Below are 17,019 nucleotides of genomic sequence, written 5' to 3' on the forward strand. Positions count from 1 at the left end.
GCGTTCGAGTCCTGCCGCGCTCCGGGCCTACTCGATGCCGAAGGCGATGATCCGGACCGGGGTGATGCGGATGAGTTCGCGCGAGCCCTCCACATAGGAGTCCACGTCCGTCAATGCCTCTGCGGTACCGCGGATTTCGAGGCACCGCACGGTCCACGGGTTGACCGAGGGCACGTCGTCGACCACGAAGGACACCCGCTCCTCCTTGGCGAGATTGCGAAACTTCTGACTCGCCCCCATGTTGTATCCGGCGATGTCGATGGTGCCCAGCGCGGCATTGACCTGGAATCCCACCGGATTGTTCTGGGGCGACCCGTCGGGCCGGACGGTGGCGAGGCGGCCCAGCCGCTGGCTGCCCAGATACTCGATCTGGGCGGGAGTCAGTGTGGCGATCATGGTCTCGACGCTACGACCTCGACCGCACTCGAGGTCAAGCCCGCCCCGTCGAGATCTCACGCACTTGCGCGATCACAGGACGAGCAGCTTCTTCTGAACCTTGCCCATGGCGTTGCGCGGAAGAGCGGTCACCACGCGGATCTCCCGGGGGCGCTTGTGGATCGAGAGTTCGGCGGCCACATGGTCGATGAGGGTCTGCGCGATGCCGTCCCCGCTCTGCTCGTCCGCACCGGATCCGTTGCGCAGCACCACGAATGCCACAATGCGCTGCCCCAGGTCCGTGTCCGGCACTCCGATCACCGCGGTCTCCGCGACAGCCGGATGCCCGAGCAGCGAGGTCTCGATCTCCCCCGCGCCGATCCGATAGCCGCCGGATTTGATCAGGTCCACCGATTCCCGCCCGACGATGCGATGGAACCCTTCCGCGTCGATCACCGCTACATCGCCGGTCTTGAACCAGCCGTCCTCGGTCCAGTTCGCGGCCGTGGTCTCCGGGCGGCCGAGGTAGCCGTCGAACAGCATCGGCCCACGAACCTCCAGTCCGCCAACGCTTTCCCCGTCGCGCGGGACCGGGTTACCGGCCTCGTCACGCAATCGGGTCTCCACGCCGTCCACGGGCGTGCCGACCCAGCCCGGACGACGCTCGCCATCGGGCCGGGTGGACAGGGTGATCATGGTTTCGCTCATGCCGTAGCGCTCGAGCGGAGCGTGACCGGTGAGTTCGCGCAGCCGCTCGAACACCGGAACCGGCAGCGGCGCGCTACCGGAGATCAGAATCCGGGCGTTCGCCAATTGCCTTGCCGCATCGGGCTCGTCGACGATCCGGGACCACACCGTCGGCACTCCGAAGTACATGGTGCCTCGCGCGTCGGCGTACGCCTGCGGGGTCGGCTTCCCGGTGTGGATCAGTGGACTCCCTACCCGCAGCGGGCCGAGTACGCCGAGGATCAGTCCGTGCACATGGAACAGCGGAAGCCCGTGCACCAGAGTGTCGGTCGCCTTCCACTGCCACGCCCGCGCGAGCGCGTCCAGCCCGGCCGCGATGGCGCGGCGGCTCAGCATCACACCCTTCGGAGCCCCGGTCGTTCCCGAGGTGTACAGGATGAAAGCCGTTGATGCAGGGGCGGGTTCGTCATACCGATGCCACGACCGCGCGTGCTTGCGCACCGGCACCACCGGCAGGTCGGTCCCCTCCGGAGCCTCCCCCAGCCAGGCCTGAGCGCCCGAATCCTTCAGAATGTGCGCCAGCTCGGCGCTGCCCGCATCCGGCGGCACCGGCACCACGGTGACCCCCGCGATCAGACATCCGACCACGGCCAGCACCGTCGTCACCGTCGGCGTCGCCAGCACGGCCACCCGCTGCGCCCGCGCGATCCGCTCCGCCACCGAGGTGGCCGCCCCCAGCAGATCACTTCGCGACAGGGTCTCCCCGTCGATGGTGAGGGCATCGGGAATATCGTCCCCGGCAGCCACGGCGGCGGGATTCAGCGAACTCAGCAACAACGGCGCTCCGTACGACACCGGCCCAGGCTACCGGCCCGCCCGCATTCGCCCGGCCCGCCGCCCACCTGCACCGAATCCCGCGAGTCTCACACCCCGCCGAACCCGCCGCGCCCGACACCGCCGAGGAAGACATCCCACTCGCCGGGGGTGAAGACCAGAGCGGGACCGTCCGGGGTTTCGGAGTCACGAACACCGACCATGCCGCCTGTAAGGAACGCGATTTCGACGCACTCACCGGTCCCTTGACTTGCAGTGCTCTTGAACCACGAGCTAGTCGACAAGTCGCTGTTCACTGCTCCCACTCCTTGACGGTTGCGAGAAAAACATCCCACTCTCCAGAGGGGAACGCCAGAACCGGACCGGAGGGGTCCTTGGAGTCGCGAACCCCGACCGCACCAGTGGTGAGGAACGCTACTTCGACGCAGTCCTGGGACGGCGTGCTACGCGTGCTCTTGAACCACTGTGCGGTCGATAGGTCATCCTTGTTCACTCTGCATACTCCTTCACGATTTCGAGGACGAGTCGGCGACTGTCGCCCTCTTCCAGCGCCTGCCTGTCCAAGGCGGCGCACGCTTGACGGTACTGCGAGACCTTTTCGGGCTCTTTCAGATATAGACCGCCGGTGAATCCTTGGACGTAGACGATTGGCGGACAGGTGAGGTCGGCCTTGGCGCGTGGCGGGAACTCGAACAGCACGAAGGTTCCAGCAAGCAAACCTTGGTAGATGTCGGCAGTGCGCGGCACGACTCGCAACGAGACGTTCGGCAATTCGGCCATCGCCGCCAAGTGCTTAAGCTGGCCTTCCATCACAGCGTTGCCCCCATTGCTACGACGCAAGACTGCTTCGTCGATCACAACTTCGAGCCGAAGCGCGTTCTCGTTCCTCGTGATTCGCGCCTGCCGCTTCATACCGACTTGCAGCATCCGTTCGATCTCTCGAGATGGCCTGTTCGGAAACTCGATCCAACTCAGCGCACGACGGTACTCGAGCGTCTGGAGTTGTCCCGGAATGAAAGTTGTCTGGTACGAGATCAGTTTCTGTGCAGCGTCTTCCAACCTGACGAACAGGTTGAACTCCTTCGGGATGGCATCACTGAACCCGTGCCACCAGCCTTTTTCGTCGGAGGCTGCCTCGTTGATCAGTTTCAGGATCGCCTTCGTCTGCTCAGGGGTTGCCTCGTACACCTTGCACAGCGCTCCGATTAAGACCGGATTGAGTCGCACTTCCGAATTGCCGGATTCAATCCGCCAGAGGGTCGGCTTGCTGATTCCGCTCAGTGTTGCCGCGTCATCCATCCTGATGTCAGTGCCCTCGCGAAGCGCCTTCAGCTCGAGCCCGAGCAGAATGCGAGGCAGCGTTGAAGGGCCGGCCATGTGTCCTCCCGGGTGGATTCGAGTTTCAGCTGAAACCAGCATGACGGTTCAGTCGAAACGGCGGGAGATTTCCTGAAACCTTTCAGATGAAACGCTGCTGCACATCGCTTTACAGGTGTGTCCTAGGTGTACGCCACATCAGGAGCGAAGCCTCCGCCAGACCAGACCCGCCGGTCGAGCCAGGCGTACCAACATGTTTCACATCCACTCGGAGGTTCGAAGCAATGAGCACTCCCGACTCTTCCGCCATCCCCGCGAAGTGGTTCAGCCATGATGCCGACCCCGGGTCCATCAGCGAGGCTGAGGCCGAACTACTTCGGACCATTCACCAGGATTGCGATCGCGACACCTGCGCGGCCAAGCTCGCACTACACCGGTGGGCGGTGAGGGCGGTCCTGCCGCGAAGCAGGGCCGACCGATGACCGGCGCGGCGGCAACCGCACTGATCCTCGAGTCGGTCTGCCGGGACTATCGGGACCGGCTGGGACTCGACGTTCGGGTCGCCGGCCGGGATGTGGTGGTGGTCGCCGGGGATCACTTTCACCTGCTCATGATGGAAGCTGTTCTGGCACAGCGTGTTCTGCGGGAGCTGCGTCGGCGGAACGTTCCCGCGCCGATGGCGGCGAACGCACTCGGCACCGTGTGGTCGCTGCTCGCCGCGCCGGACCTGTCGCCGCGAGCCCATCACGAACTTCGCGCGCGGTTGACCGTCGATCGGTGGAAAGACCCTGGGGTTCCGGCGATCTCGGCGGCGGGCGACCTGTTCTGCCTGCCGTCCCCATGGTCCGGCGGGAAACGGTGGGTCGAGGAACCACGCGGGCCGGAGCTGCCACCACTGTCCCTGGCGGTCACCTTGGCGACCGCACCCTTCGGACACGAATCAGGAGCGATGCCTGCCAGTCGGTTGACAGGTCGGCCGAGTGGGTAAGACAGTTTATGTACAACCTTCTCATCTCCGAGGATGTGGTCAACGATGACCAGACCGCTGGGCGTGCGCCCGTACCAGAGCGACGCGATCGAACCGCCGATCGATGTGCGGGAGCTTCTCGACGGGGCGGCGGGGCTGCTCGGCGGCGCCGCGAACGTGATCATGCAGTTGGCGAATCGGCCGATCGGATACGGGGTGGTGGAGTCTCCCGTCGAGAGCGGAGCCGTGATGGTCCACCCCATCAAGCGGTTGCGCACCACCATCACCTACCTGTCGGTGGCACTGCTGGGCGACGACCGGGATCGCGCGGCCTATCGGGAGGCGGTGAACACCTCGCACGCGCAGGTGCGTTCGCGTCCGGGAAGCGCGGTGAAGTACAACGCCTTCGATCCGAAGCTGCAGCTGTGGGTGGCGGCCTGCCTGTATTGGGGCGCAAAGGATTTGCACGATCGGATGCACGGGCCGATGAGCGAGGCGGACGCGGACGCGTTCTACGCCTACAGCGCGCGGCTCGGCACCACGTTGCAGATGCGCCCGGAGATGTGGCCCGCGAATCGGGCCGCGTTCCAGCAGTATTGGGATGCGAACCTCGCCACGACGCGGATCGACCCGAAGATCAAGGCGTACTTCGAGGATCTGATCGGGTTGCGGATGCTGCCACGACCCGTCGGCCTGGCTTTCGGCGGCGTGCATCGATTCTTCGTGATCGGTCTACTGCCGCAGCATCTTCGGGACGAGATGGGGATGAGCTGGTCACCTCGTCAGGACAGGGTGCTGGCCCTGATGCTGCGCGCACTCGGGAGTGCGGAGGAGCTACTGCCCACCCCCGTGCGCAGTTTCCCGCTCAATGCCTACCTGCTCGATATGCGCCTGCGCCGCCGACTCGGACTGCGACTGGTCTGACGAGCATCCGGCCCATGGCACCACACCCCGGATCACCGAACCACCGCTCGACCGACTCGCTCCCGAACACCATCCCGCGCCCCGCCTGCCACAACGGTGGTCAAAAGATTCGAAAACCCGGGACCACATGCTCGCGCGCGAAGGTGCGCAGGGCCGCGTCGTCGTCCAGCGGGATCACCGTCTGCGGGGTCAAGGCCAGCGACAGCGCGGTGCGCGCCACCATCTCCGCCAGGGGCAGCGGATCGTACTGCGGCAGTTTGCCTTCCGACTGCAGGCGGGTGATGAACTCGGCGAGGTAGTCGCGGCCGAGTTCGATCACCGGGGAACCCTGGACGGTGAGGTAGGGCAGCACGATCTCGGGCTCGGTCTTGAGCAGGCGGTCCAGCAGCTTGTTGCCGCGCAGACCCTCGTTGAAGGCGACGAACAGGGCGACGATCTGATCCTGGGCGGAGGCGTCGCTGTCGACCTGACGCTGCACGGCGGCGTCGGCATCGGCGATGAATTGACGAGCCTGGCGCAGGCCCACGGCCGCGATGAGATCGTTCTTGCCCGCGTAGCGCCGGTACAGCGTCGCCAGCGACAGCCCGCCGCGCCGGGCGACCTCGACCATGCTGGTGCGTTTGATGCCGAAGTCGAGGAACGCCATCAGCGCCGCGTCCAGAACCTTGGACTGATTGCGGTCCTCGGGGGCGGATCCGCGCACGAGCGGCAAGAGTTTGGCCAGCTTGGCCATGTCCCGGGCCCTTTCCGTCGCGAAGATACGATGAGGCTCCAATCATCGCACATTGACAGTAACCGACCGCGATGAGAAGGTGAGAGGCGAACTTTCTCACACTCTCCTCGACTCCCGAGGAGTGACCCACGAGGAGCCGAGTCAACGATGACCGCACCTTTGCGCAATTCCGACGAGTACCAACCGGTCGGCATACCCGAGTGGACACCCCGGGAAGCCCGCGAGCAACTCGACGGAATCGCCGCCTTCCTCGGCGGCGCGGCCAATGTGATCATGCAGCTGTCCCATCCGCCCGTCGGCTACGGCGTGCTGGAGAGCGACGTCGACAGCGGCAAGGTCACGCTGCATCCGGTGAAGCGGCTGCGCACCACCCTGACCTACCTCGCGGTCGCGTGGCTCGGCACCGAGCAGGACCGCACGGACTACGCCGCGGCGGTCAACCGCTCGCACCGCACCGTGCACACCAAGCCCGACAGCCCGGTGAAGTACAACGCCTTCGACCCGAAGCTCCAACTGTGGGTGGCGGCCTGCCTCTACTGGGGCGTGGACGACCTCATCCTGCGGATGCGCGGGCCCATGGATCCTCGAGCGGCAGAAGCCTTCTACCAGTACAGCGCCCGCCTGGGCACCACCCTGCAGATGCGCCCGGAGATGTGGCCCGCCACCCGCGACGCGTTCTATGTGTACTGGGAGGAAGGTCTCGCGCAGCGCACCATCGATGCGCCGATCCGCCAGTACTTCAACGACCTCGCCGATCTGAAGATGGTCTCCCGGCCGGTCCGGTTCGTGTTCGGCCGTTTCCACCGCTTCACCGTCAAAGCCCTACTGCCCCAGCATCTCCGCAACGAGATGGGCATGACCTGGACCGCCCGCGACGAGCGCGCCTTCGGCCTGGTCCTGCGCTCGATATCCGCCGTGTGGACCCGCATGCCCACCGTCGTCCGGGTCTTCCCCTTCAACTTCTTCCTCGCCGACATGCGCATCCGCCGCCGGCTCGGACGACCACTGGTCTGAGGATCGGCGGTGCCGCCGCCTCGGACGATCGCTCGTCCGAGGCCGGATTCCCGCGACCGCGTCGCACCACGCGGATCCAGGGTCGGCTCAGCCCGCCGCCGCGAGTTCCCCGAGCAGTTTCCAGGTACGGCGCTGATCATCCGCTCCCGCGAGATCGGTGGTGGTGAGCACGACCTCGGTGGCGCCCGCGTCGTAGTAGCGCCGGATCCCGGCCGCGACCGTCTCCTCATCGCCGATCAGCGCCAGATCGGCTGCGCGCGTGGCCCCTTCGAGCTCGATGACGCGACTGTAGGAGGGCACCTGCTCATAGAACGCCAACTGCTGCAGCGCCTTCTCTCGCGTGCCTTCGATATCGGCGGTGACCACGCCCGGCACGAAGGCGACGATGCGGGGCGCGGTCTCCGAGGCGCGGGTGATCTCCGGAACGATGTGCTCGCTCAGGGTCTTCGGGCCGGCCAGGTACGGCAGCGTCCCGTCCGAGAGTTCACCGGTGACCCGCAGCGCCTGCGGCCCCATGGCGGCGACCAGCACCGGAACCCGCGGCCGCGCCCCCGCCACGGCCGTCGGCAGCGGCGGCGTGACGGTGAGCAGTTCGCCGCGATAGTCGGCGGTCCCGGTGTCCAGTAGTTCCCGGAGCCCGGTGAGGAACTCGCGCAGCCGGGTGATCGGGCGGTCGAACGGCACCCCGAAAGCGCTTGCCGCCAAGTTCGATCCGACGGCCAGTCCGAGGTGATAGCGGCCGCCCGTCGCCGCCTGCGCGGTCTGCGCCTGCGAGGAGACCAGCAGCGGATGCCGCCCGACCACCGGAATCGCCGAGGTGCCGACCTGCAACCCCGGCACCTCCCGCCCGACGATCGCCGCCAGCGTCGGTGAGTCGTAATCCATCCGCTGGCCGAACCACACCGCCCGCACTCCGGCGTCGGCCACGCCCCGCGCCTGCTCGAGGATCTCGTCGACATAGTTGGTGGCATTCGCTCCGGCGAGCGCTACTCCGAGTGTCATGTCCTGGACAACGCCGGGGCCGAGCCGCGGCTTCCTGTCGAGCGGGTTGAAATCACCGTGATTCCAACAGGTTTCGACAAATCGGACGAATTCCAGCACGAGAACTCCACCCGGTCACCGACCCGAGCGCGGCGGTGACCGGGTGGCCGGGGTCAGCCTCGATCCGCCAGAGCTCGCAGGAAGAAGCCGAGGTTGGCGGGGCGTTCGGCGAGGCGGCGCATGAGATAGCCGTACCACTCCCCGCCGTAGGGGACGTAGACGCGCAGGGCGTGGCCGTCGTCCACCAGGCGACGCTGTTCGGCGTCGCGAATTCCGTAGAGCATCTGGAATTCGAAATCGCCGGGGTTGCGATGGTTCTCGGCGGACAGGGTGAGAGCCGCCGCGATCATGGCCGGGTCGTGCGAGGCCACCATCGGATAACCCGGTCCGGTCATCAGCGCCTCGAGGCAGCGCAGGTACGAGGCGTCGACCTCACCCCGGCGCTGATAGGCGACCGTCTCCGGTTCCTGATACGCGCCCTTGCACAGGCGAATTCGAGTGCCGTCCGCCGCCAGCTCGCGACACCGCCCCTCGGCCGCGCGCAGATACGTCTGCATCGCGACCGCCAGCCACGGGAATTCCGTGCGCAACTGCCGCACCGTCTCCAGGGTCTCCTCGGTGGTGGTGTGGTCCTCGGCGTCGACGGTCACCCACACCCGCGATTCGACCGCCTTGACGCACAGTTTGTGCAGGTTCTCCGCCGCGATGGCGGGGCCGTCCGACCCCAGCGCCTGCCCCAGCGCGGACAGCTTCACCGACACCTCCACCGCCGGTACCGCACTCGACGGCGATTCCAGGCCGGCCAGATCGTCGATCAGCGAAATATATTCCGCCACAGCGGTATTCGCCATGGCCGGATCGGTGGTGTACTCGCCGAGGAAGTCCACGCTGATCATCCGCCCGCTCGCCAGCAGCTCCCGCGCCACCGGCGCGAGTTCGGCCCGCGTCTCCCCCGCCACGAACCGCCGCACCACGCCCGCGGTCAGCGGCACCCGCGTGACCGCGCGTTTGATACGGGGCGATCCCGCCGCCGCGAGAATCACCGGCCGCAGTGGATTCACCGGGCTCCCCTCCCGCTCGGCTCGGCGGTGCTCACTGTGTGTCCATGTGCGGGTAGCGATAGTCGGTGGGTGGCACGAAGGTCTCCTTGAGACTGCGCGGCGCGACCCAGCGCAGCAGGTTCAGCGGTGAGCCCGCCTTGTCGTCGGTCCCGGAGTTGCGGGCCCCGCCGAAGGGCTGCTGACCGACGACAGCGCCGGTCGGCTTGTCGTTGACGTAGAAGTTCCCGGCCGCGAATCGCAGTGCGCCGGAGGCCTGTTCGACGGCGGCCCGATCCCGGGCGAAGATCGCGCCGGTCAGTGCGTAGGGCGAGGTCGAGTCCACGATGTCGAGCAGGTTCTCGAAACTGCCGGGCGCGCTGTCGTCGTACACGTGCACCGACAGGATCGGCCCGAAGTACTCGGTGGCGAACGACTCGTCACCCGGATCGTCGCTGAGCAGCACCGTGGGCCGCACGAAGAAGCCCTCGGAGTCGTCACAGCCCCCGCCCGCCGCGATCTCGACGCCCTCGGACCGGGCCCGGTCGATGGCCGCCGCGCACTTGTCGTAGGACCTCCGATCGATCACCGCCCCACCGAAATTCGACAGATCCGCGACGTCACCGTAGGTGAGCTCCCGCACCTCGCCGAGGAACTCCTGTCCCATGTTCTGCCACACCGACTTCGCGATGTAGGCGCGCGAGGCGGCCGAGCACTTCTGACCCTGATATTCGAAGGCTCCGCGAATCAGCGCGGTCCGCAACGAGTCCGGGTCCGCCGACGGATGCGCGAGGATGAAATCCTTGCCGCCGGTTTCGCCCACGAGTCTCGGATAGGTCCGGTAGCGGCCGATATTCGACCCGACGGTCTGCCACAGATGCTGGAACGTCTTGGTGGACCCGGTGAAATGGATCCCCGCCAGGCGCGGATCGGCCAGCACGATATCCGAGACCGCGAGGCCGTCTCCGGTGACCAGATTGATCACGCCGGGCGGCAACCCCGCTTCCTCGAGCACCCGCAGGGTGTAGAACGCCGAAAGCGTCTGTGTGGGTGAGGGCTTCCACACCACCGTATTGCCCATCAGCGCCGGGGCGGTCGGCAGATTGCCGGCGATGGCGGTGAAGTTGAAGGGCGTGATGGCGTACACGAACCCCTCCAGGGGCCGATGGTCCATCCGATTCCACACGCCCGCCGAGGATTCCGGCTGCTGCGCCAGAATGTCGCGGGCGAACGCGACATTGAATCGCCAGAAGTCCACCAGTTCGCAGGGTGCGTCGATCTCGGCCTGCTGCGCCGTCTTCGACTGTCCGAGCATGGTGGCCGCGGCGATGGTCTCCCGCCAGGGCCCGGCCAGCAGGTCCGCCGCGCGCAGCAGCACGGCCGCGCGTTCCTCGAACGGCAGCGCCCGCCAGGCGGGCGCGGCGCCGACCGCGGCCTCGACGGCCGATCGTGCCTCGTCGTGAGTGGTATTGGTATAGGTCCCGAGTACGTGCCGATGCCGGTGCGGCATGACGATCTCGGCTCGCTCACCACTTCCGGTCCGATGCTCTCCGCCGATCACCAGCGGCACATCGAGAGATCCGGAAGCGATGTCGGCGAGCCTGCCCGACAACAGTTCACGCTCGCGGCTCCCCGGTGCATAGGAGTGCACCGGTTCATTGCCGGGAATGGGGACAACCGTGACAGCGTCCATATCCAAGGCTAACGCGGTGAGCCGGGTCGAGCCGGGCACAGACACGCTCCCGGCGCGAGAGTCGTGCAAATCGTCAGCCACGATGTTCTCGATATCGCGTCGGCCAGCGCGGTGCTGGTGACGAACGCGTGCACCGTGGTATTGCCACCGAGTCGCGGAGGTGGCCGGTTCGCGCCGAGCGGTGGGCGAGCCGGAAACGACGAAGGGCGACACCGGAAACCGGTGCCGCCCTTCGTGCGAAACTACTGCGACCCTGACGGGACTCGAACCCGCGACCTCCGCCGTGACAGGGCGGCGCGCTAACCAACTGCGCTACAGGGCCTTGTTTTGCTGCCGGAATACCGCGCTGGCAACGTCGAAGAACCTATCACGCCGCCGGTGCCAACGGTAAATCAGCTGGTCAGGCGAACTGCCGCGGCAGCGATACGTTCATCGGTGGCGGTCAGCGCGATCCGCACGTGCTCGCCGCCGCTCGGGCCGTAGAACTCGCCCGGAGCCGCCAGAATGCCGCGCTCGGCCAGCCAGTCCAGGGTGACCCGGCACGGTTCGCCACGCGTCGACCACAGGTACAGCCCGGCCGCCGAATCGTCGATCCGGAAACCGGCGTGGTCCAACGCCTTTCGCAGGACCTCACGGCGCGCACGGTAGCGCTCGCGCTGATCGGCCTCGTGATTGTCGTCGCCCAGCGCCGCGGTCATGGCGGCCTGGATCGGGAACGGCAGCATCATGCCCGAGTGCTTGCGCACCTCGAGCAACTCCGCCACCAGTTCGGGATCACCGGTGACGAATCCGGCGCGGTAACTCGCCAGATTCGAAGTCTTGGACAGGGAATGGATCGCCAGCAGCCCGGTGTGGTCGCCGCCGCTGACCTCGTCATCGAGGATCGAGACCGCGCGCCCCTCCCAGGGCAGGCCGAGGTAGCACTCGTCCGAGGCCACGATCACACCGCGCTCGCGCGCGAATTGCACGACCTTGCGCAGGTGTTCGACGCCGAGCACCTTGCCCGTCGGATTCGACGGCGAGTTCAGGTAGATCAGCGCCGGGGATTCCGGACCCAGCCGAGTCAGCCCGTCCGCCCGCAGGATTCGGGTTCCGGCCAGCAGCGCGCCGACCTCGTAGGTCGGGTACGCCACCTCCGGAATCACGACCAGATCGTCCGCACCCAGCCCGAGCAGTCGCGGCAGGCCCGCGATCAGCTCCTTGGTGCCGATCACGGGCAGCACGGCCGCCGGGTCGACGCCGGTGATCCCGAACCTCCGGGCCAGCGCCGTGACGACGGCCTCACGCAGTTCGGGGGTGCCGTGGGTGGTGGGATACCCGGGTACCGCCGCCACCGACGAAAGCGCTTCGCGGATCAGCGGATCCACCGGATCGACGGGTGTGCCGACGGAGAGGTCGACGATGCCGTCCGGATACGAGGCGGCCTTCGCCTTCACCGAAGCGATGGTGTCCCAGGGGAAATCGGGTAGCAGACTGCTGACCCGGGCACGTGCGGTCAATGCGATCTACTCGGCGGCCATCGGCGGTAGCGCGGCGATGAAGGCCGGGTCGAAATCGACCTTGCCCACCTTGGTCGCGCCGCCGGGCGATCCGAGATCGTCGAAGAACTCGACATTGGCGCTGATGTAGCCGCTCCACTGATCCGGAGTGTCGTCCTCGTAGAAGATGGCCTCGACCGGACAGACCGGCTCACACGCACCACAGTCCACGCACTCGTCGGGTTGGATGTACAGCATGCGGCCACCCTCGTAGATGCAATCCACGGGGCATTCCTCGATGCACGCCTTGTCCTTCACGTCAACGCACGGTTCAGCGATGATGTACGGCACTGCCGTTCTCCTAGTCTGTCCACACATGCGGGATAGTCCGCCCCGCGAAACAGTATCCGGCCGCCACCACATTACTACTGGTGAGCCTGCCCTAAGCTGGGTCCGATTCGCCCGTCGCTTCGCTTCGGGCGGGTTCGCGACCCCCGCGGGTCCCGATTCTCCCCTCCCTCCGCGCCTGCGCCTCGCTCCCCGCTCCGCTCGGGCCGGAACCGGAGCGGGGCCGCGAATACCGGGGGTCGCTATCCCAATGCCAGCGAAGTCGCAGGTGAGCGATGCGCCGGTACACCGTAGGTGGTGGTGCGCTGCCGGACCGGACGGTTGATTCCTTCGGCGATCTCTGTGATCTCCGCGACTGATTTGGCCGAACCGTGCTCGGAGCCCGCCATCCGGGAGATGGTCTCCTCCATCAGGGTGCCGCCCAGATCGTTGGCGCCGCCGTTCAGCATCAGTTGGGTTCCCTTTATCCCGAGCTTCACCCAGCTGGTCTGAATGTTCTCGATCCGGCCGTGCAGCATGATGCGCGCCAGTGCGTGCGCGGCGCGATTGTCGCGAACGGTCGGACCGGGACGCGAGGCCCCGGCCAGGTACAGCGGGGCACTCTGATGCACGAAGGGCAGCAGCACGAATTCGGTGAATCCGCCTGTCTCGTCCTGGATTCCGCGCAATACGTTGAGGTGGCCGACCCAATGCTTGGGATTGTCCACGTGGCCGTACATCATCGTCGAGCTGGAACGAAGGCCCAGCTTGTGCGCGGTGCTGATGACGTCGACCCAGGCCGAGGTGGGCAATTTGCCCTTGGTCAGCACCCACCGCACCTCGTCGTCGAGGATTTCCGCGGCGGTGCCCGGAATGGTGTCGAGCCCGGCCTCCTTGAGTGCCGCGAGCCAGTCGTGCACGCTCTGACCGCCGCGCGAAGCCCCGTTGACAATCTCCATGGGGCTGAACGCGTGCACGTGCATATCCGGGATACGGGCCTTGATGGCGCGCACCAGATCGGCGTACCCGGTGACGGGCAGTTCCGGATCGATGCCGCCCTGCATGCAGATCTCGGTCGCGCCCTCGACCCAGGCCTCCCAGGCGCGATCGGCGACCTCGCCCGCGCTCAGGGTGAACGCGTCGGCATCACCCTTGCGCTGCGCGAAGGCACAGAAACGACAGCCGGTGTAGCAGATATTGGTGAAGTTGATGTTCCGGTTGACGATGTAGGTGACCTCGTCGCCCACGGTGTCACGGCGCAGCTGATCGGCCAGCGCGGTGACGGCCTCGAGCGCCGCGCCGTCCGCGGTGGCCAGCGCCAGATACTGATCGTCACTGAGCCCGGCCGGATCGCGTTCGGCCGCACGCAGCGCGGACATCACGTCGGCGTCGAATCGTTCGGGGGCCGATACGGCGAGTTCGAGCACCTGTTCGCGGATGCTCTCCCAGTCGCCGAACGCGCCGAGCGATTCGTCGCCGAGCCCGGAGTCACTGCGGGACTCGGTGTTTCGGCCGTCGATGTCGATGGACGTGTTCAGGTCGACGCGGCCGACGGACTCCCAGTCGTGGTCAGGTTCCTGCCAGGGCAGCCCGGTCGGATTCACCTCGCGGGCCAGGCCGGTCTTCGGATCTGCCAGCGCGGCCACATGCCCGGCGACCCGGGGATCGATCCAGGGATGGCCCGCCAGAACGTATTTCGGGTGTGCGGTGAGGCGTTCGGTGAGCACGAATCCGGCCGATGCGGTGACCTCGGCGAGCGTGTCCAGGTTGGGCCACGGACGCTCGGGATTCACGTGATCGGGGGTGAGCGGCGAGACGCCGCCCCAGTCGTCGATGCCCGCGCCGATCAGGGCGCGGCACTCCGGCAGCGACACCAGGTTCGGCGGAGCCTGGATGCGCATCTTCGGGCCGAGCAGCATGCGGGTGACGGCGATGGTGGCCAGGAATTCCTCCAGGCCCGCGTCGGGGGTGTCGCGCATGGCGGTGTCGCGCTTGGCCAGGAAGTTCTGCACGATCACCTCCTGCACGTGACCGAATGCCTTGTGCACCTTGCGAATCGCCATGATCGACTCGGCACGCTCGGTGATGTTCTCGCCGATGCCCACCAGGATGCCGGTGGTGAACGGGACCGAGAGCCTGCCCGCGTCGGTGAGCGCCCGCAGGCGGACCGCGGGATCCTTGTCGGGACTGCCGTAGTGCGCCTGCCCGGGCTCGGTGAACAGACGCGTGGAGGTGGTCTCCAGCATCATGCCCATGGACGGGGCGACCGGCTTGAGCCGCGAGAGCTCGTCCCAGGTCATCACGCCCGGATTCAGGTGCGGCAGCAGCCCGGTCTCCTCGAGCACCCGGATCGACATGGCGCGCACGTAGTCCAGGGTGGAGTCGTAGCCGCGCTCGTCCAGCCACTGGCGAGCCTCCGGCCACCGTTCCTCGGGACGATCACCGAGCGTGAAAAGGGCTTCCTTACAGCCCAATTCGGCGCCCTGGCGCGCGATCTCCAGGATTTCGTCGGGTTCGAGGTACATGCCCCGGCCCTCGGCGCGCAGCTTGCCCGGCACCGTGACGAACGTGCAGTAGTGACACTTGTCCCGGCACAGATGCGTGATCGGGATGAATACCTTGCGGGAGTAGGTGATCGGCAGGACATCGCCCGCGTATCCGGCCGCGCGCAGACCGGCGTCGCGCACGCGCGCCGCCGAGGCCGACAGATCCTCCAGGTCCGCGCCGCGTGCGTGCAGCAGCACGACCGCCTCGTCGAGGTTGAGCGTCGCCCCATCCCGTGCCCGGCGCAACGCCCGGCGCATGGCCGAGGCATTGGGCGGGTTCGGAGGCAGGCTCGGGTTCGATAGATCCGTCACGTCTTCGATCATGCGCCATCCATCCGACTGGTCCGACTCGGGTGCCATAAGACGGGGCAACCCGGTGTTGCCGCACGCTATTCCACCGGAGAGGCCCGGACAATCCTCTCTCATCGGAAAGTAAAATGCCGGACGCTCGAAAGTCTTGCCAGTCACCGGGCGCTCTTCTACGGTTGACCGACCAATACGAGTAATCGCATTAACCGATACGAATATTCGCATCCAGATCGACAGTCGGAGATCTCGTGCTCGTCAGACCGATTCGCGCCGCCACCCGGCATACTCGCGGGCGTGCGGCCACCGTCGCCGCGCTCAGCGCCGCCCTGCTGCTGACCATCAGCACCAGCTCGGCCTCCGCCGCCTTCGGACCGCTGCCCCCGGCCAACCCGCATCTGGGCCCGATGGGCACCGCGACCATGCACGGCGACGCCGAATCCTCCGACAGCACGCCGCTCCCCGGACCGGGCGCCGGCGACATCAAGGCCGACTTCCACGAGGAGGCCGCCGCCTGCCCGACCATCCTGCAGGGCGCGGACGGCTTCCCGCAGGCGCTGTGCACGAAGATCGTCGACCGCGCGCCGGAAGTCCTGCTGCTCGATCCGAACACCGGCGGGACCCTGGCCTCGCTGAGTCTCACCAAGGGCAGCCTGCTCGGCGGGGTGTACGCCTACCTCGACGATCAGGACCGGATGGTGACCGTCGACGGCAGCGGCAATCTGCTGCGCATCGGGCATCAGCGTGACGGCAACGACTGGAAGCTGACCATCAGCTCGAAAACCGATGTGACACAGGCCGTCACCGGGCACTGCGGCGGCGGTGACTGCGACGCGGTCAGTTCCGTCATGGCCGATTGGGGCGGGCGGGTCTGGTTCGCCACCGACAATGCCGCCGCGGGATTCGTGGATCCGGCCACCGGGACCGCGCGCTCGATCGTGCTCGCGCCGGGAGAGTCGGTGGCCAACAGCATCTCCACCGGACCCGAGGGCGTCGCCGTGGCGACCTCGCACGCGCTGTACCTGCTCGATGTGGACGGCAGCGGCGACCCGCGCGTGCTGTGGCGTCAGCCCTACGATCGGGGCCCGGCACGCAAGCCGGGCCAGCTCAGCTGGGGCACCGGAGCCACGCCCACCTTCTTCGGGCCCGGCAGCGGCACCGAATATCTCGCCATCACCGACAATGCCGCGAACAAGGAGAACCTGCTGGTCTTCGACACCAGCACCGGGAACACGGTCTGCTCGGTGCCCGCGATCGACGGCACCGAGAACTCGCCGATCGGGTCGGGATCGAGCCTGTTCGTGGCCAGCACCTACGGCTATCCGTACCCGCAGTTGCCTGCGAACGCCGGACCCAGCCAGCCCGCGAGCGCGGCCTTCACCGGCGGCATGACCCGCATCGACGTGACCGGATCCGGCTGCACGGTGGTGTGGACCAACGCGGTGCCCTCCGCGGCCGTGCCGCGATTGTCCGTGGCGGACGGCAAGATCTACACCGTCAGCCGGCGCGGCCTGCTGGGCAGCGGCAGCTCCAGCGGCAGCGCGGGCAGCGGCAGCGGCGGCATCACCGACACCTACGAGTACACCGTCATCGACGCCGCCACCGGCAAGGTCGACGCCGAACACTCGATGGGCGCGAGCACCATCCACGACACCCTGCAGATGGTCGGCACCATCGCGCCGGGGCGGGTGCAGTACCAGGGGACGCTGAGCGGGCTGTTCCGGATCACCCCGCGCTAGG

At 67.1% G+C, this 17,019-nt stretch carries 16 protein-coding genes and 1 tRNA gene; 4 read left to right on the plus strand and 13 right to left on the minus strand.

The window, feature by feature from the left end:
* Nucleotides 1–27: 27 nt before the first annotated feature.
* From NJ1_RS05665 to NJ1_RS05685, 5 genes are all read right to left on the minus strand, one after another.
* Nucleotides 28–396: a PPOX class F420-dependent oxidoreductase gene (locus NJ1_RS05665; RefSeq protein WP_067688280.1), complete on the minus strand. Its 369-nt coding sequence runs from the start codon at nt 394–396 to the stop codon at nt 28–30.
* A 72-nt stretch (nt 397–468) separates the two neighbouring features.
* On the minus strand, nt 469–1,899 hold the full coding sequence (locus tag NJ1_RS05670; RefSeq protein WP_067688544.1) for an acyl-CoA synthetase: 1,431 nt from the start codon (nt 1,897–1,899) through the stop codon (nt 469–471).
* Between the two features lie 86 nt (nt 1,900–1,985).
* Nucleotides 1,986–2,231 (minus strand): DUF397 domain-containing protein, encoded by a 246-nt coding sequence (locus tag NJ1_RS05675; protein ID WP_339380948.1) that lies wholly within the window; start codon nt 2,229–2,231, stop codon nt 1,986–1,988.
* The gene (locus tag NJ1_RS05680) at nt 2,189–2,389 is read right to left on the minus strand and encodes a DUF397 domain-containing protein (protein WP_067688285.1); all 201 of its coding nucleotides are present in this window, start codon (nt 2,387–2,389) and stop codon (nt 2,189–2,191) included. The genes NJ1_RS05675 and NJ1_RS05680 overlap by 43 nt, the downstream gene beginning before the upstream one ends.
* Complete coding sequence (locus NJ1_RS05685) at nt 2,386–3,273, minus strand: helix-turn-helix domain-containing protein (RefSeq protein ID WP_067688289.1); 888 nt, start codon at nt 3,271–3,273, stop codon at nt 2,386–2,388. The genes NJ1_RS05680 and NJ1_RS05685 overlap by 4 nt, the downstream gene beginning before the upstream one ends.
* Before the next feature lie 418 nt (nt 3,274–3,691).
* Between NJ1_RS05685 and NJ1_RS05695 the strand changes: the two genes are divergently transcribed.
* Together NJ1_RS05695 and NJ1_RS05700 are read left to right on the plus strand one after the other, a co-directional pair.
* Entirely contained in the window at nt 3,692–4,201 is a 510-nt protein-coding gene (locus NJ1_RS05695) for a hypothetical protein (RefSeq protein WP_067688295.1), read from the plus strand.
* Between the two features lie 45 nt (nt 4,202–4,246).
* The gene (locus tag NJ1_RS05700) at nt 4,247–5,104 is read left to right on the plus strand and encodes an oxygenase MpaB family protein (protein WP_067688298.1); all 858 of its coding nucleotides are present in this window, start codon (nt 4,247–4,249) and stop codon (nt 5,102–5,104) included.
* Between the two features lie 100 nt (nt 5,105–5,204).
* Here the strand turns inward: NJ1_RS05700 and NJ1_RS05705 are convergent, their stop codons facing one another.
* Nucleotides 5,205–5,837, minus strand: a complete 633-nt coding sequence (locus NJ1_RS05705; RefSeq protein ID WP_067688301.1) for a TetR/AcrR family transcriptional regulator — start codon at nt 5,835–5,837, stop codon at nt 5,205–5,207.
* Between the two features lie 147 nt (nt 5,838–5,984).
* On the opposite strand from NJ1_RS05705, the gene NJ1_RS05710 reads away from it, so the two are divergent.
* Nucleotides 5,985–6,851 (plus strand): oxygenase MpaB family protein, encoded by an 867-nt coding sequence (locus NJ1_RS05710; RefSeq protein ID WP_067688304.1) that lies wholly within the window; start codon nt 5,985–5,987, stop codon nt 6,849–6,851.
* A gap of 87 nt (nt 6,852–6,938) precedes the next feature.
* Here NJ1_RS05710 and NJ1_RS05715 read toward each other — a convergent pair whose 3' ends face one another.
* The 7 genes from NJ1_RS05715 to NJ1_RS05745 form a co-directional block, all read right to left on the minus strand.
* A complete protein-coding gene (locus NJ1_RS05715; protein ID WP_067688547.1) occupies nt 6,939–7,853 on the minus strand; it encodes a TIGR03564 family F420-dependent LLM class oxidoreductase in 915 nt (304 codons plus the stop codon).
* Between the two features lie 152 nt (nt 7,854–8,005).
* Nucleotides 8,006–8,953, minus strand: a complete 948-nt coding sequence (locus NJ1_RS05720) for a proline dehydrogenase family protein (protein ID WP_067688307.1) — start codon at nt 8,951–8,953, stop codon at nt 8,006–8,008.
* A gap of 31 nt (nt 8,954–8,984) precedes the next feature.
* Complete coding sequence (pruA, locus tag NJ1_RS05725; RefSeq protein ID WP_067688311.1) at nt 8,985–10,622, minus strand: L-glutamate gamma-semialdehyde dehydrogenase; 1,638 nt, start codon at nt 10,620–10,622, stop codon at nt 8,985–8,987.
* 248 nt (nt 10,623–10,870) lie between these two features.
* Nucleotides 10,871–10,944 (minus strand) — tRNA-Asp (locus tag NJ1_RS05730).
* Nucleotides 10,945–11,014: 70 nt separating this feature from the next.
* Nucleotides 11,015–12,121, minus strand: a complete 1,107-nt coding sequence (dapC, locus tag NJ1_RS05735) for a succinyldiaminopimelate transaminase (RefSeq protein WP_067688314.1) — start codon at nt 12,119–12,121, stop codon at nt 11,015–11,017.
* Nucleotides 12,122–12,127: 6 nt separating this feature from the next.
* A complete protein-coding gene (gene fdxA, locus NJ1_RS05740; protein WP_067688318.1) occupies nt 12,128–12,451 on the minus strand; it encodes a ferredoxin in 324 nt (107 codons plus the stop codon).
* Between the two features lie 239 nt (nt 12,452–12,690).
* A complete protein-coding gene (locus NJ1_RS05745; RefSeq protein WP_067688550.1) occupies nt 12,691–15,297 on the minus strand; it encodes a bifunctional FO biosynthesis protein CofGH in 2,607 nt (868 codons plus the stop codon).
* Between the two features lie 233 nt (nt 15,298–15,530).
* On the opposite strand from NJ1_RS05745, the gene NJ1_RS05750 reads away from it, so the two are divergent.
* Complete coding sequence (locus NJ1_RS05750; protein ID WP_245717229.1) at nt 15,531–17,018, plus strand: hypothetical protein; 1,488 nt, start codon at nt 15,531–15,533, stop codon at nt 17,016–17,018.
* The last annotated feature ends 1 nt before the right edge of the window (nt 17,019 follow it).

Source organism: Nocardia jejuensis NBRC 103114 (genome assembly GCF_001613145.1).
In the GTDB taxonomy this organism is placed as follows: Bacteria; Actinomycetota; Actinomycetes; order Mycobacteriales; family Mycobacteriaceae; genus Nocardia; species Nocardia jejuensis.